Source organism: Phenylobacterium sp. (assembly GCF_016793225.1).
Taxonomy (GTDB): domain Bacteria; phylum Pseudomonadota; class Alphaproteobacteria; order Caulobacterales; family Caulobacteraceae; genus Phenylobacterium.
In genome coordinates this window covers 1-12,261 of the sequence record NZ_JAEUMN010000136.1, presented here as the reverse complement: position 1 = coordinate 12,261, position 12,261 = coordinate 1, and the positions used below count along the sequence as shown (strand labels likewise).

The following is a 12,261-nucleotide window of genomic DNA, read 5'->3' as shown; positions in this document are numbered from 1 at the left end:
ACGGCGCGCGCGCAGTCGTCGGCGCCCGAGCACACCGAATTGGGCCGCAGCAGGTGCATGATGTCGTCGCGGAACCCGTTCACGTCGCCGTGGCCGCCGTGCACCGAGATGGCCGAGCCCGAGGCGACGATGCGCGGGCCCGGGACGTCCCCCGCCGCCGTGGCCTTGCGCAGCGCCAGGATCGCATTGGTGTCGGCCCCCAGGTCCGCGACCGTGGTGAAGCCCGCCATCAGCGTGCGCCGGGCGTAGCGGGCGCCGACCAGCGCCTGCTCGGCCGACGACTGGGTCACCTCCTCGAGGCGCGCATTGGGGTTCTGTTCGCCCGTGAGATGGACGTGGCTGTCGATCAGGCCGGGCAGGACGAAGCGGGTCTTCAGGTCGATCACCGTCGCGCCCGGCTCGGAGATGTAGCCGTCGGCGATCCGGACGACCTTGCCCCCGCGGATCACCAGGGACTTCTGCGTCTCGACCCTGCCGGAGGCGGGATCGACCAGCACGCGCCCGGCGTGGACGATGGTGGCGGCCTGGGTCTGGGCGGCGGCAGGCGTCGCCAGCGCGGCGGCCGCGGCGGCGGCCAGGAGGAAGGATCGCAACGGTAGAGCCCCCGGGATTCGAACAACCCGCCGGACCTTACGTCGTTTGCGCCTGCCGCCGCTACCTCCGCCGCCCCACCCCTGTCATCCCGGTTTCCGCGCAGCGGAACACCGGGACCGGGCGCCGCCGCCCGCCGGCCGTCTCCCACCTCGGGCGCGTATGGGTCCCGGTCTTCGCCTGCGGCGAAACCGGGATGACAGCCGTGGGGGTGCGCAGGCCGATGGCCGCCGCAGGCGCTCCCCATGCTCCCCCTCTGGGGGAGCTCGCGAAGCGAGAGGGGGCCCGGCCACGGAGCCGGCGCCCCCTGTCATCCCGGTTTCCGCGCAGCGGAACACCGGGACCCATACACTCCGCCTCTCCGGAAGAGGCGCGGCGGCGCCGTCCGCGGGCCGTGCTCCACATCGGGCGCGTATGGGTCCCGGTCTTCGCCTGCGGCGAAACCGGGATGACAGCGGTGGGGGTGCGCGGGTTGATGCCGCCGCAGGCGCTCCCCATGCTCCCCCTCTGGGGGAGCTCGCGAAGCGAGAGGGGGCCCGACCGCGGCGCCAGCGCCCCCTGTCGCCCCGGTTTCCGCGCAGCGGAAGACCGGGACCCATAGACTCCGCCTCTCCGGAAGAGGCGCGGCGGCGCCGCCGCGGGCCGTGCTCCACATCAGGCGCGTATGGGTCCCGGTCTTCGCCTGCGGCGAAACCGGGATGACAGCCGTGGGGGTGCGCAGGCCGATGGCCGCCCCAGGCGCTCCCCATGTTCCCCCTCTGGGGGAGCTCGCGAAGCGAGAGGGGGCCCGGCCCCGGAGCCGACGCCCCCTGTCATCCCGGTTTCCGCGCAGCGGAACACCGGGACCCATAGACTCCGCCTCTCCGGATGAGGCGCGGCGCCGCCCGCCGGCCGTCTCCCACATCGGGCGCGTATGGGTCCCGGTCTTCGCCTGCGGCGAAACCGGGATGACAGCGGTAGGGGTGCGCGGGTTGATGGCCGCCGCAGGCGCTCGATTGACCGCGGAGGGCGGCGAGGCCGCGTCAGATCTGCCGGGCGCGGCCTTCCCAGTAGGGCGCGCGCACCTTGTTGCGCTGGACCTTGCCGGCCTCCGAGCGCGGCAGCTCGGTCACGAAGTCGAGGCTGCGCGGGACCTTGAAGCTGGGCAGGCTGTCGCGGGCGAAGGCCAGGATCTCGTCGGCCAGCAGGTCCGAGGGCTCGTAGCCGGGCTTCAGCAGGATCACCGCCTTCACCTGCTCGCCCCATTCGTCGTGCGGCACGCCCACGGTCGCCGAATCAGCCACCGCCTCGTGCTTGATCAGCTCGTTGTCGACTTCCTGCGGGTAGATGTTGACCCCGCCCGAGATGATCGTCTCGGCGCTGCGGCCGGTGAGGAACAGGTACCCGTCGTCATCGAAGTAGCCCATGTCGCCCATGGTGAAGTAGTCGCCCACGCGGCTCGACTGGGTCTTCTTCTCGTCCTTGTAGTAGGTGAAGCCGCCGCCCGGCGGCAGCTGGTGGTAGATCGTCCCGGCCACGTTCGGCGGGCACTCGTTCCCCGCCTCGTCCAGGATCTTCGAGCCCAGCAGCTCGGGCCGCTTGCCCACCGAGCCCGGCTTCCTCAGCCACTCGTGGCTGTCGATCAGGAAGCCCGCCCCGCCCTCGCTGCCCGCGTAGTACTCGGTCAGCACCGGGCCGAACCACTCGATCATGGCGTGCTTGACCTCGGGCGGGCAGGGCGCCGCGCCGTGGATCAGGAACTTCACCGAGGCGACGCTGTAGCGGGCCTTCACCTCGGCCGGCAGCGCCAGCAGCCGCTGGAACATGATCGGCACCAGATGCATGTGCGTCACCCTGCGCTCCTGGATGGTCCGGAGCGTGGCCTCGGAGTCCCACTTGTCGAGGAACACCAGGGTCGCGCCCGCGCCCATGGAGAAGCTGACGTCGAAGGCCAGGGGCGCGGCGTGGTAGGCGGGTCCGGCGCACAGCTGCACCGACTGGGCGTCGTAGCCGCGCAGGGCGTAGATGCCGGGCGCCGCCACGGCGGGGGCCGCGCGATAGACGCCCTTCGGCCGCCCCGTGGTCCCCGAGGTGTAGAGCATCTGGTTGCCCAGCACCGGGTCGTCGATGTCGGAATCGTCGAGACCGGCGAGGGCGGCGTCCCAGGCCTGGAACCCGTCGATGGCTCCGCCCGCCGCGACCTTCAGCCGAAGCTCCGGCGCCTGGGCGGCGGCCGGGCCGCAGGTGGCGATCCGCGCCTCGCCGAACACCGCCTTGGCCTCGCAGTCGTTCAGGATGTAGGCGATCTCGTCGGCGGTCAGGTGCCAGTTGACCGGCGTGAGACGGAACCCGCCGCGGCGGCACGCGGCCCAGACCGCGATGAACTCGTGACGGTTCGACATGACCAGCGCGACGGCGTCGCCCGCCGCCAGCCCGGCGCCGCGCAGCAGGCGCACGATCCGGTTCGCCTCGGCGTTGAGGTCGGCGTAGCTGACGGCGCGCCCGTCCGGGTCGATCACGGCGGCCTTGTCGGGCTGCAGGTTCGCCCACATCGCCGTCGTCATGCCGGTCGCCGCGGCGGCCTCAGGGTCGGTCAGCCAGGCCGCGCGCGTCATCACTTCGCTCATCGTCTCCTCCGCCGGGTCATTCCCGATCTTCGAAAACGACCATGGCATGGCGGCGCGGCGCGCCGCTAGAGCGGTCGCGCCGCTTCACGACTCTCCACGCGGACAGCCCTTCGGCGGACCTCTCGGCCGCCGCCTGGGTTCACTTCGGCGCGAGCCGGCGGAACACCCATCCGCCCACGGTGGCGCAGACGCCGGTCAGGAACGTGCCCCAGATCACGTCCAGCACCGTGATCTGCGTCGACCAGACCTTCAGCGTCGCCTGGTTGGTCAGGTCGTAGGTCGCGTAGGCCATCGCGCCCAGCAGCCCGCCGGTGACCGTCGTCTGCCGCAGCGGCTTGTCGCGGTTGGGCCAGATCGCCAGCACCAGGATCCCCAGGATGTAGACCAGGTAGAAGACCACCGCGGCCGGCAGGTTCAGCGGGTCGGCCGGGTCGCGCAGCACCGGGTCCAGCGTCGGCCGGTACAGGCCCGGTCCGAACTGGGTCAGCCAGACGGCGTCCACGGCCGCGAAGGCGATCCCGGTGGCGAGGTAGGTGGCGATCAGTCGAAGCATCGGTGTCCCCCCAATGCGCCCGTCAGGCGGGCTTCAGCCGGTAGTGGCTCACGCCCCACTCCGTCCCGCCACGGTGGCCGAAGAGGCCGGCCGTGGCCAGGAAGAACAAGCGCCACCGGCGATGCCAGAGCGTCGCGTCCTTGCCGTAGACCGCCTCCAGCGTGGGCCGGATCTTCGCGGCGTTGCGGTCGTAGGCCTCCAGCCAGTGCAGCGCGGTCTTCTGGTAGTGCGCGCCGCTCCAGCGCCAGTCCTGCTCGACCGTGAAGAGGTCGCCGAACTGGTGCATCAGCCCGTGGCTGGGCATCACGCCGCCCGAGAAGAAGTACTTCCCGATCCAGTCGGCCTCGTCGTTCACGTCGAAGCGGTAGGGCGTCGTCTTGTGCGTGAAGACGTGGATGAAGAGCCGTCCGTCGGGCTTGAGCCAGGTCTTCACCCGGCCGAGCAGGGCGCGCCAGTTGGACATGTGCTCGAACATCTCGACCGAGACGACCCGGTCGAACTCGCCGGGCGCCTCGAAGTCGTTCATGTCGCAGGTGATGACCTCGAGGTTGCCCAGCCCGCGTTCCTGCGCCCGGGCCAGGATGAAGGCCCGCTGGCTCGCCGAGTTCGACACCGAGGTGATCCGCGCGTTCGGGTAGGTCTTGGCCATCCACAGCGACAGCGAGCCCCATCCGCAGCCGAGCTCCAGGATCCGCTGGCCGTCCTGCAGGTCGGCGTGGGCGGCGGTCTCCTTCAGGGCGTGCTCCTCGGCCTCGACGAGGGTGTCGGCGGGGTCCAGGTAGAGGCAGGACGAGTACTTCAGCTGCGGGCCCAGGCAGTTCAGGAAGAACTCGGCGGGGACCTCGTAGTGCTGCGCGTTGGCCGCGTCGGTATGCGTCGCGATGGGGTGCTCGGCCATGTCGCGCGCGAAGGCCGCTTCCGTGCCGGGCCCGGCCTTGGCGTGCTGGCGCCGGGCGTTGGACACCAGCACCTCGATCGCGGTCTTGCGGACGATGTCGGGAAGCGGGGCGCCTTCGAAGGTGTCGATGACGAACGAGGTCAGGCTCATGCGGTGTTCGGGTCTCAGCGCTTGGGGGGCAACGGGAAGAATACGGAGGTGCGCGCCTGATAGCTGCGGAAGGCGTCGCCGCGCGACTTCAGCATGGCGTCCTCCAGCGGCGGCACGCCTGAGACGTATCGCAGCAGGCCGAACATGACCGCGGGCGCCGCGAGGCTGAGCCAGGTGACCGGCCGCGCCGGATCCAGCGCGATGGCCGGATAGGCGAGCCAGCCCAGCCACTGGAAGAAGTAGTTCGGGTGCCGCGACCAGCCCCAGAGCCCGCGATCCATCACCTGGCCCCGGTTCGCCGGATCCCCCCGGAACCGCTTCATCTGGCCGTCGGCGACGCCTTCGCCCCAGATCGCGCCCAGGAACAGCGCCACGGCGAGTGCGTCCCGCCAGCCCACCGGACCCGGCGCCCGCGCCGCCAGGACGACCGAGAGCCCGAGCAGCGCGGTGGCCGGCGCCTGCGGCAGCGTCACGAACAGCATCCGGGCGGGATAGGTCTTCGGATCGCCGGTGCGGAACGCCGCGTAGCGGGCGTCCTCGGAGTGGCTCGCCACGCGCGGCGTCAGGTAGAGGCCCAGCCGCAGCGCCCAGGCGGCCATGAAGGCGGCGACGAGCCAGCGGCGCGCCTCGGGCGATTCCGCACCCCATGGGCAGAGCGCGGCGGCGGCGAGGGTCGCGCCCGTGCCCCACGTCCAGAAGACGTCGGTCCAGCCGCCGTTCCTCCGCGCCAGCCCGAACGCCCAGGCAGCGACCATGACGGCGAGCATGGCGACCAGCACGCCTAAGACAAGTTGAAGCAGCATCCGCCCTCCGAGCGTGCGATACCATCATGATCCGGCCGCGAGCGCATCCAGTGCTGTGACTGGGCCGTAGCGTTTGCTAAGCACTCGGGCGGCGAGGGGACGCGCCCGGGGGCGCTTGCGTGCATCAAGGTGGAATCGGCGACATGAGTGGTGTTGAGCGGCGGAAAGTGGCCGTGGTGGGCTCTGGCGTGGCCGGGCTGTCGGCCGCCTGGCTTCTGTCCCAGCGGCACGATGTGACCCTGTTCGAATCGGACCCCCGCCTCGGCGGACACGCCAATACCGCGGAGGCGCCCGGGCACAAGGGGTCGGTCCCGGTCGACACGGGCTTCATCGTCTACAACGAGGCCAACTACCCGAACTTCACCGCGCTTCTCGCCCACCTCGGCGTGCCGCACGTCAACGCCGACATGAGCCTCTCGGTCAGCCTCGACAACGGCGATTTCGAATACTCCAGCTACGGCGCGCTCGGCGTGTTCGCGCAGAAGCGGAACCTGTTCTCGGCGCGCTTCTGGCAGATGCTGCTCGACATCACGCGCTTCTACCGCAAGGCCCCGAAGGACCTCGCCGACCTCGTCACGCCGCAGACCTCGCTCGAGGACTACCTGGAGGCGCACGGCTACTGCCAGGCCTTCCGCGACGACCACCTGCTCCCGCAGGCCGCGGCCATCTGGTCGACGCCGCTGAAGGAGATCGGCCAGTACCCCGCGGCGTCCCTGATCCGCTTCTTCCTGAACCACGGGATGATGAGCATCTTCGGACGCGGCCTCTGGCGCACCGTGGCCGGCGGCAGCCGCGCCTATGTGGAGAAGCTGTCCGAGCAGTTCCGCGGCGAGGTCCGCAAGGGCGTGCGGGTCGTGGGCGTGAAGCGCGACGCCAACGGCGTGGAGCTGCGGCTCGCCAGCGGCGCGCGCGACCGCTTCGACGAGGTGGTGATCGCCACGCACGGCGACACGGCGCTCTCGCTGCTGGACGATGCGACGGCGGATGAGAAGAGCCTGCTCTCCTGCTTCCGCTACAGCCGCAACCTCGTGGCCCTACACACCGACGCCGGGCTGATGCCGAAGCGGCGGCGCGCGTGGTCCAGCTGGAACCACATCGGCTTCCGCGACGCGCCGGGCGAGGGCGCCGTCACCTACTGGATGAACCGCCTGCAGAGCCTGAAGGACGCGCCGGAGCTGTTCGTCACGCTCAACCCGAACCGCGAGATCGCCGCCGACAAGCTGATCCGCACCGAGGTCTACGACCACCCGCTGTTCGACGGGGCCGCCGTCGAGGCCCAGACGCGACTCTGGGACATCCAGGGCGTGCGGCGCACCTGGTTCTGCGGCAGCTACTTCGGGCACGGCTTCCACGAGGACGCCCTGCAGTCCGGGCTGGCCGTCGCCGAGCAGCTGGGCGGCGTTCGCCGCCCCTGGGACGTGCCCGACGAGAACGGCCGCATCCACGTGCGCGCGCCGGCCGCGCCGGTCGACGCGGCGGCTTAAGCCATGTTCGCCTCGGGGCTCTATCCGGGGATCGTCACCCACGCCCGCCTGAAGCCGCGCGTGCACAAGCTTCGCTACCGCATCTTCATGCTGCTGCTGGACCTCGACGAGCTCGAGGCGCTGGACAGGGGGCTGCGGCTGTTCTCGCTGCGGGGCTTCAACCTCGTGGGCTTCGATCCGCGCCGGCACGGCGACGGTTCGGGAACGCCGCTGAAGGCGCAGGTCGAGGCCAAGCTGGCCGCCGCCGGCATCGCGCACGGCGGTCCGGTCCGGCTCCTGGCCATGCCGCGGATCCTCGGCATGGGGTTCAACCCCCTGACCGTCTACTACTGCCACCGGCCCGACGGCGCCCTCAGCGCCATCCTGTACGAGGTGAACAACACCTTCGGGGAGCGCCACAGCTACCTGATCCCGGCGGCCGACGCGCCCGTGGTGAAACAGGCCTGCGAGAAGGGCTTCTACGTCTCGCCGTTCATGGACATGGACCTGTCCTACGCCTTCCGAATGCGGCCCCCGGCCGAGGCGGTGCAGGTGTTCGTGGACGTGGACGACGCCGAGGGGCGCGTGCTGGCGGCGGGCTTCACCGGCCGGCGGCGGGAACTGTCCGACGCGGCCCTGGCCCGCGCCTGGTTCACGCATCCCTGGATGACGCTGGGCGTGGTCGCCGCCATCCACTGGGAGGCGCTGTTCATCTGGCTCAAGGGCGAGAAGATCCGGCAGCGTCCGCCGAAGCCGGCGTGGCCGGTCACCGTGGTGGACTCGCCGCTGACGGCGGTGGCCTAGCCGCAAGCTCCGCGGCCAGCTCGTCCAGCGGGGCCTGGCTGATGCGCACCGTGCCGCCCTGTGGCCGGTCCAGGTCGAGGATCAGGCCCAGGGCCAGGGTCAGCAGCAGGAACATCATCGCCACCGAGCGCCGATGCGGCCGGGCGGCGGTCGCGAGGGTCGATCCCAGCACGCCCGCGGCCACCAGCGCGTAGATCGCCAGCGCGGCGATGACGCTGGCCGGGAGGCGCGCCGCATGCGCCGCCTCGCGCGCGACGCCCACGTCGAGGGACTCGTTCACCGCCGGCACGACCAGCGCGGCCAAAGGGGTCGTGCGGATCGGCGCGGCCGCGGCCAGCATGGCGCTCTCGATCCGCGTCCTCAGGTCGGCGGAGGCCTTGGCCAGCGGCGGCTTCCGGGCGGCGTCGGCGTGGCCGTACCGGGTCCGGAGCATGACGTACTCGCGGTAGAGCCGGTCCAGCTCGTCCGCGGCGGGCGGATCGAGAAGCCGCACCCGCATCACGGCGGTCCCGATCGCGCTGGCCTCGGCGACCACGAGCTCGCGCCGGGTCTCGTAGCGATCGAGCGCCAGGCCGAAGGTGAAGGCGATCAGCAGCGCCAGAAGGCCCAGCACGCCCGAGAGCACATAGCCCTGCGTCTCGTCCTGGCCCCGCGGCCTGCGCCCGGCCAGCCAGCCGCCCAGCTCGCGCGCGGCCAGCAGGGCCACGAAGAGCCCGCCGGCCAGCACCGGCAGCGGCGCAGTCTGCAGCACAGCGTCCATGGATCGCCCCCGAAAGCGCGACTATGGCGCGGCGGGCGTCGCCGGCATAGCGCGGCGGAAGACCCAGACCTCGCCCACGCCGCCCAGGTCGACGGGCGCGCCGTCGAGCGCCAGTCCCACGGCCTCGGCGATCGGCTGCGGCGCCGTCCAGTAGTAGGTCAGCCGCTCGGGGCTGCGGCGCAGGATGCGGCCCGCCGCGTCGAGGACGACGTACTCCACCACCTGGTCAAGGCGGTTGATGCCCTCGCGGAAGCGCCGCTCCTGGATGAACAGCCGCAGGCGTCCGCCGTCGTCCAGCGGCAGGTCCAGCACCGGCTTCGTGGGATCGGCGGGGCCGGGCCGCCGCATGATCTCCAGGCTGGGCAGGTGGAAGGCCGCGCGTCCGCCGGGCGCCAGGTGCCGGGCGGCGGTGGCGAAGGTGTTGCGCCAGGCCGCGCCGCCGGGGACGTGGGCGAGGGTGAAGTAGGGGCAGATCACCAGGTCGAACGTCCGCTTGAGGTCCAGCGCCGTCATGTCGCCGCGGACCAGCCGGGCGCGCCGGCCCGCGTCCGGCGCGAGCCCGGCGAGGCGCGCCTGGCCCTGCTGCAGCATCGCCGGCGAGATGTCGACGCCGGTCACCTCGTGCCCGCGGGCGGCCAGGGCGGCCGTCAGCCGGCCGGTGCCGGCGCCCAGCTCCAGGATCGATCCGCCCGGCGGCGCGAGGCCCGCGTAGAGCGCCTCGTCCCCGGCGAGCCGGCTGTCGGCGGCCGTCACCCGGTCGTAGAAGGCCGCGCTCAGGCTGGCGGGGGCGTAGTAGGGCAGGGCCTTGACCATCCCGCGTTTGTGACCTCGCCGTTGCGCCCAATCAATGCAGGCTCCACATTCGCGGCGTTCGATGGCGCGGCCTCGAAGGGAGCCCTCATGACCCGACTGACGCGACTGGTGCTGCTCGCGCTCGCCCCGCTGATGCTGGCGGCCTGCGGGATCAACACCATCCCGACCCGCGAGGAGAAGGCGAAGGCCCAGTGGGCCGAGGTGCAGAACCAGTACCAGCGCCGCGCCGACCTGATCCCCAACCTCGTCGCCACCGTGAAGGGCTATGCGGCGCAGGAGTCGAACGTGCTGATCGGCGTCACCCAGGCCCGCGCCAGCGCGCTGCAGGTGCGGTCCGACCCCGGGATCACGCAGGACCCCGCGGCGTTCCAGCGCTACGCGGCGGCGCAGAACAACCTGTCCCTGGCGCTCGCCCCGCTGCGGGTGCTGCAGGAGAACTACCCGGACCTGAAGTCCAACGAGAACTTCCTGGCCCTCCAGAGCCAGCTCGAAGGCACCGAGAACCGGATCGCCGTGGCGCGGCGCGACTACAACGAGGCGGTGCGCGAGTACAACACGACGCTGCGCACCTTCCCGCAGATCATCTGGGCCAGCACGGTCCACGGCGGCTCGAAGCCGATGCAGCTCTTCCAGGCCACGGCCACCGCGCAGTCCGCGCCGACCGTCGAGTTCGCGCCCGCGGCTCCGGCCGTCGCCCCGCCGCCGGGCGCCGCGCCCGGTTCGCCGCCGCCGAAGTAGCCGCAGCGTGCCGGCCGGCCTGTTACGGATCGTCCTCGCGCTCAGCCTGTTGCTGGTCGCGCCCGCCTGGGCCGCGCCGAAGTTCCCCGCGCTGACCGGCCGCGTCGTGGACGAGGCCGGGATCCTGTCGCCGGCGACCGAGCAGAAGCTGACGGCGGAGCTGGCGGCGCTCGAGCAGAAGACCGGCCGCCAGGTGGTGGTCGCCACCCTGTCCAGCCTGCAGGGCTACGAGATCGAGGAGTACGGCTATCAGCTGCTCCGGACCTGGGGCATCGGGCGCAAGGCCGAGGACGACGGCGCGATCCTGATCGTCGCGCCCAATGAGCGGAAGGTGCGCATCGAGGTGGGCTACGGCCTCGAGCCCGTGCTCACCGACGCGCTCTCCAGTCTCATCCTCCAGCGGCGGATCCTGCCGGCGTTCAAGGCCGGCGATCTGGAGAAGGGGGTGGTCGACGGCGCGGAGGCCATCATCGCCCAGCTGGGCCTGCCGCCCGAGGAAGCCAGGGCGCAGATCGCCCAGGCCGAGGCCCAGCAGGCCGCGAGCCGGCCCGCCGGCGGCGGGGGCGGCGATCTGCCGTGGGTCATCATCGCCATCGTCGTGGTCTTCTGGGTGCTTGGCGGCGTGACGCGCGTCTTCGGCGCCCGGCGGCGCTTCGGCGGCAACGGTCTGTGGTGGCTGCTGCCGCTCATCCTCTCGAGCTCCAGCCGGCGCGGCGGGGGCTGGAGCGGCGGAGGCGGCGGCTGGTCCGGGGGCGGCGGATTCTCCGGCGGCGGAGGCTCGGGCGGGGGCGGCGGCGCCTCGGGGAGCTGGTGATGACGGAAAGGCCTCTCCTCACGGCGGACGAGCGCGGGGCGGTCGAGGCCGCCGTCCGCGCGGCCGAGGCGCGCACGACCGGCGAGATCTACTGCGTCCTCGCCGAGGAGAGCGCGGACTATCACGCCACCCCGCTGGCCTGGGCGGCCGGCGTGGCCTTGCTGGCGCCGGCCCTGCTGCTGATGGCCGGGATCGAGGTGACGGCGCCGGACGTCGGGCTCCTGGGGGGCGCCTGGACCGCCGACCAGGTGGAGGACGTGGGCGAGGCCAGCGCGCGCGCCGCGCTGGTGGGGGCCCTGGTCCTGCAAGCGACGCTGTTCCTGCTGACGCTGCTGGTCACGGCCATCGGGCCGGTGCGGCGCGCGCTGACGCCTCCGGGCATGAAGCGCGACCGCGTGCGCCAGCGGGCCGAGGAGCAGTTCCTGTCGAAGAACCTGCACGCCACCCGGGAGCGGACCGGCGTGCTGATCTACGTCTCGGCCGCCGAGCGCATGGCCGAGCTCATCGCCGACGAGGGCATCGACGCGAAGGTCCCGGCGGGCACGTGGGAGCGCCCGATGTCCGCCCTGACCGAGGGCCTGAAGCGCGGCGCGGCGGCCGAGGGCCTGTGCGCGGCGGTCGGCCAGTGCGCCGACATCCTCGCCGACCACTTCCCGGCCCGCCCGGGCGACAATCCCAACGAGCTGCCCGACGCGGTCGTCCTGCTGCCGAAGGCGTGAGGCGGCGAGCGGAAAAACCTCTGCCGCTGGATACACATAGGTTGTTGCCGCGCCGTCCCGCCCGGCGAATAATGGGCGCTGGCTTGGGGGAGCCGCCGGGGAACGCGTGGCGTACGAACGCGAGAGCTTGGCCGCGGTGAAGGAGCGGCTGCGGCGGCTCGAAGCGGCCGTCGACGCCATGCAACTCGGGCTTTGGGAATGGGACGTCCGCACCGGGGACCTGACCTGGAACGTCCGCAATCGCGAGCTGTTCGGCGTCCCTGAAGACCGCGCCCTGAAGGTCCAGGACTACCCCGGGCTGGTGCATCCCGACGACCGCGAACCCCTCCTGGCCGCCTATCGCGCGGCCGCCAAGGACCCGGACGGCGGATCCTTCTCCGTCGAGTACCGGACGCTGTTCGAACCCCAGGGGCGGACCCGCTGGGTGCTGACGCGCGGCCGCGTCCTGCGGGACGGTACGGGGGCCCGCCTGGTGGTCGGCTCCACGCTGGACATCACCGACCGCAAGGCCGCCGAGGAGCGGCGCGACCTCGTGCTGCGCGAGATCGC

The 12,261-nt window shown here is 72.1% G+C and carries 13 protein-coding genes; 6 read left to right on the top strand and 7 right to left on the bottom strand.

All coding sequences use genetic code 11. From position 1 onward, the window contains the following. The 5 genes from JNK30_RS15820 to JNK30_RS15800 form a co-directional block, all read right to left on the bottom strand. Window positions 1-593 (bottom strand): amidohydrolase family protein (locus JNK30_RS15820; RefSeq protein WP_293483604.1); only part of this gene is annotated, 593 nt, incomplete at its 3' end. 1,020 nt (window positions 594-1,613) lie between these two features. Continuing rightward, a complete protein-coding gene (locus JNK30_RS15815; RefSeq protein WP_293483602.1) occupies window positions 1,614-3,197 on the bottom strand; it encodes an AMP-binding protein in 1,584 nt (527 codons plus the stop codon). A 139-nt stretch (window positions 3,198-3,336) separates the two neighbouring features. Next, window positions 3,337-3,750, bottom strand: coding sequence for a DUF2177 family protein (locus JNK30_RS15810; RefSeq protein ID WP_293483601.1), 414 nt, complete (start codon window positions 3,748-3,750; stop codon window positions 3,337-3,339). A gap of 22 nt (window positions 3,751-3,772) precedes the next feature. After that, window positions 3,773-4,798 carry a cyclopropane-fatty-acyl-phospholipid synthase family protein gene (locus tag JNK30_RS15805; protein ID WP_293483600.1) on the bottom strand — a complete coding sequence of 342 codons (1,026 nt, stop codon included), beginning with the start codon at window positions 4,796-4,798 and terminating at the stop codon, window positions 3,773-3,775. Between the two features lie 14 nt (window positions 4,799-4,812). Then, window positions 4,813-5,601 carry a DUF1295 domain-containing protein gene (locus JNK30_RS15800; protein WP_293483598.1) on the bottom strand — a complete coding sequence of 263 codons (789 nt, stop codon included), beginning with the start codon at window positions 5,599-5,601 and terminating at the stop codon, window positions 4,813-4,815. 143 nt (window positions 5,602-5,744) lie between these two features. On the opposite strand from JNK30_RS15800, the gene JNK30_RS15795 reads away from it, so the two are divergent. Both JNK30_RS15795 and JNK30_RS15790 read left to right on the top strand, forming a co-directional pair. Next, complete coding sequence (locus JNK30_RS15795; RefSeq protein WP_293483597.1) at window positions 5,745-7,085, top strand: NAD(P)/FAD-dependent oxidoreductase; 1,341 nt, start codon at window positions 5,745-5,747, stop codon at window positions 7,083-7,085. A 3-nt stretch (window positions 7,086-7,088) separates the two neighbouring features. After that, window positions 7,089-7,868 carry a DUF1365 domain-containing protein gene (locus JNK30_RS15790; RefSeq protein ID WP_293483595.1) on the top strand — a complete coding sequence of 260 codons (780 nt, stop codon included), beginning with the start codon at window positions 7,089-7,091 and terminating at the stop codon, window positions 7,866-7,868. Here JNK30_RS15790 and JNK30_RS15785 read toward each other — a convergent pair. Beyond that, the gene (locus JNK30_RS15785) at window positions 7,831-8,628 is read right to left on the bottom strand and encodes a hypothetical protein (RefSeq protein ID WP_293483594.1); all 798 of its coding nucleotides are present in this window, start codon (window positions 8,626-8,628) and stop codon (window positions 7,831-7,833) included. The genes JNK30_RS15790 and JNK30_RS15785 overlap by 38 nt on opposite strands. 21 nt (window positions 8,629-8,649) lie before the next feature. Then, the gene (locus JNK30_RS15780; protein WP_293483593.1) at window positions 8,650-9,441 is read right to left on the bottom strand and encodes a class I SAM-dependent methyltransferase; all 792 of its coding nucleotides are present in this window, start codon (window positions 9,439-9,441) and stop codon (window positions 8,650-8,652) included. Window positions 9,442-9,528: 87 nt separating this feature from the next. Between JNK30_RS15780 and JNK30_RS15775 the strand changes: the two genes are divergently transcribed. The 4 genes from JNK30_RS15775 to JNK30_RS15760 all read left to right on the top strand — a co-directional run. Further along, window positions 9,529-10,179, top strand: coding sequence for a LemA family protein (locus JNK30_RS15775; protein WP_293483591.1), 651 nt, complete (start codon window positions 9,529-9,531; stop codon window positions 10,177-10,179). A gap of 7 nt (window positions 10,180-10,186) precedes the next feature. Next, a complete protein-coding gene (locus tag JNK30_RS15770) occupies window positions 10,187-10,993 on the top strand; it encodes a TPM domain-containing protein (protein ID WP_293483590.1) in 807 nt (268 codons plus the stop codon). Next, window positions 10,993-11,712, top strand: coding sequence for a TPM domain-containing protein (locus tag JNK30_RS15765; RefSeq protein ID WP_293483588.1), 720 nt, complete (start codon window positions 10,993-10,995; stop codon window positions 11,710-11,712). The genes JNK30_RS15770 and JNK30_RS15765 overlap by 1 nt, the downstream gene beginning before the upstream one ends. Before the next feature lie 106 nt (window positions 11,713-11,818). Beyond that, the coding region (locus JNK30_RS15760) for a PAS domain S-box protein (protein ID WP_293483587.1) at window positions 11,819-12,261 on the top strand (443 nt) is incomplete at its 3' end.

Excerpts from the sequence above, each read along its gene's own strand:
- JNK30_RS15815 (WP_293483602.1), bottom strand. The coding sequence starts at position 3,197 with ATGAGCGAAGTGATGACGCGCGCGGCCTGGCTGACCGACCCTGAGGCC.
- JNK30_RS15810 (WP_293483601.1), bottom strand. The coding sequence starts at position 3,750 with ATGCTTCGACTGATCGCCACCTACCTCGCCACCGGGATCGCCTTCGCG.
- JNK30_RS15805 (WP_293483600.1), bottom strand. The coding sequence starts at position 4,798 with ATGAGCCTGACCTCGTTCGTCATCGACACCTTCGAAGGCGCCCCGCTT.
- JNK30_RS15800 (WP_293483598.1), bottom strand. The coding sequence starts at position 5,601 with ATGCTGCTTCAACTTGTCTTAGGCGTGCTGGTCGCCATGCTCGCCGTC.
- JNK30_RS15795 (WP_293483597.1), top strand. The coding sequence starts at position 5,745 with ATGAGTGGTGTTGAGCGGCGGAAAGTGGCCGTGGTGGGCTCTGGCGTG.
- JNK30_RS15790 (WP_293483595.1), top strand. The coding sequence starts at position 7,089 with ATGTTCGCCTCGGGGCTCTATCCGGGGATCGTCACCCACGCCCGCCTG.
- JNK30_RS15785 (WP_293483594.1), bottom strand. The coding sequence starts at position 8,628 with ATGGACGCTGTGCTGCAGACTGCGCCGCTGCCGGTGCTGGCCGGCGGG.
- JNK30_RS15780 (WP_293483593.1), bottom strand. The coding sequence starts at position 9,441 with ATGGTCAAGGCCCTGCCCTACTACGCCCCCGCCAGCCTGAGCGCGGCC.
- JNK30_RS15775 (WP_293483591.1), top strand. The coding sequence starts at position 9,529 with ATGACCCGACTGACGCGACTGGTGCTGCTCGCGCTCGCCCCGCTGATG.
- JNK30_RS15765 (WP_293483588.1), top strand. The coding sequence starts at position 10,993 with ATGACGGAAAGGCCTCTCCTCACGGCGGACGAGCGCGGGGCGGTCGAG.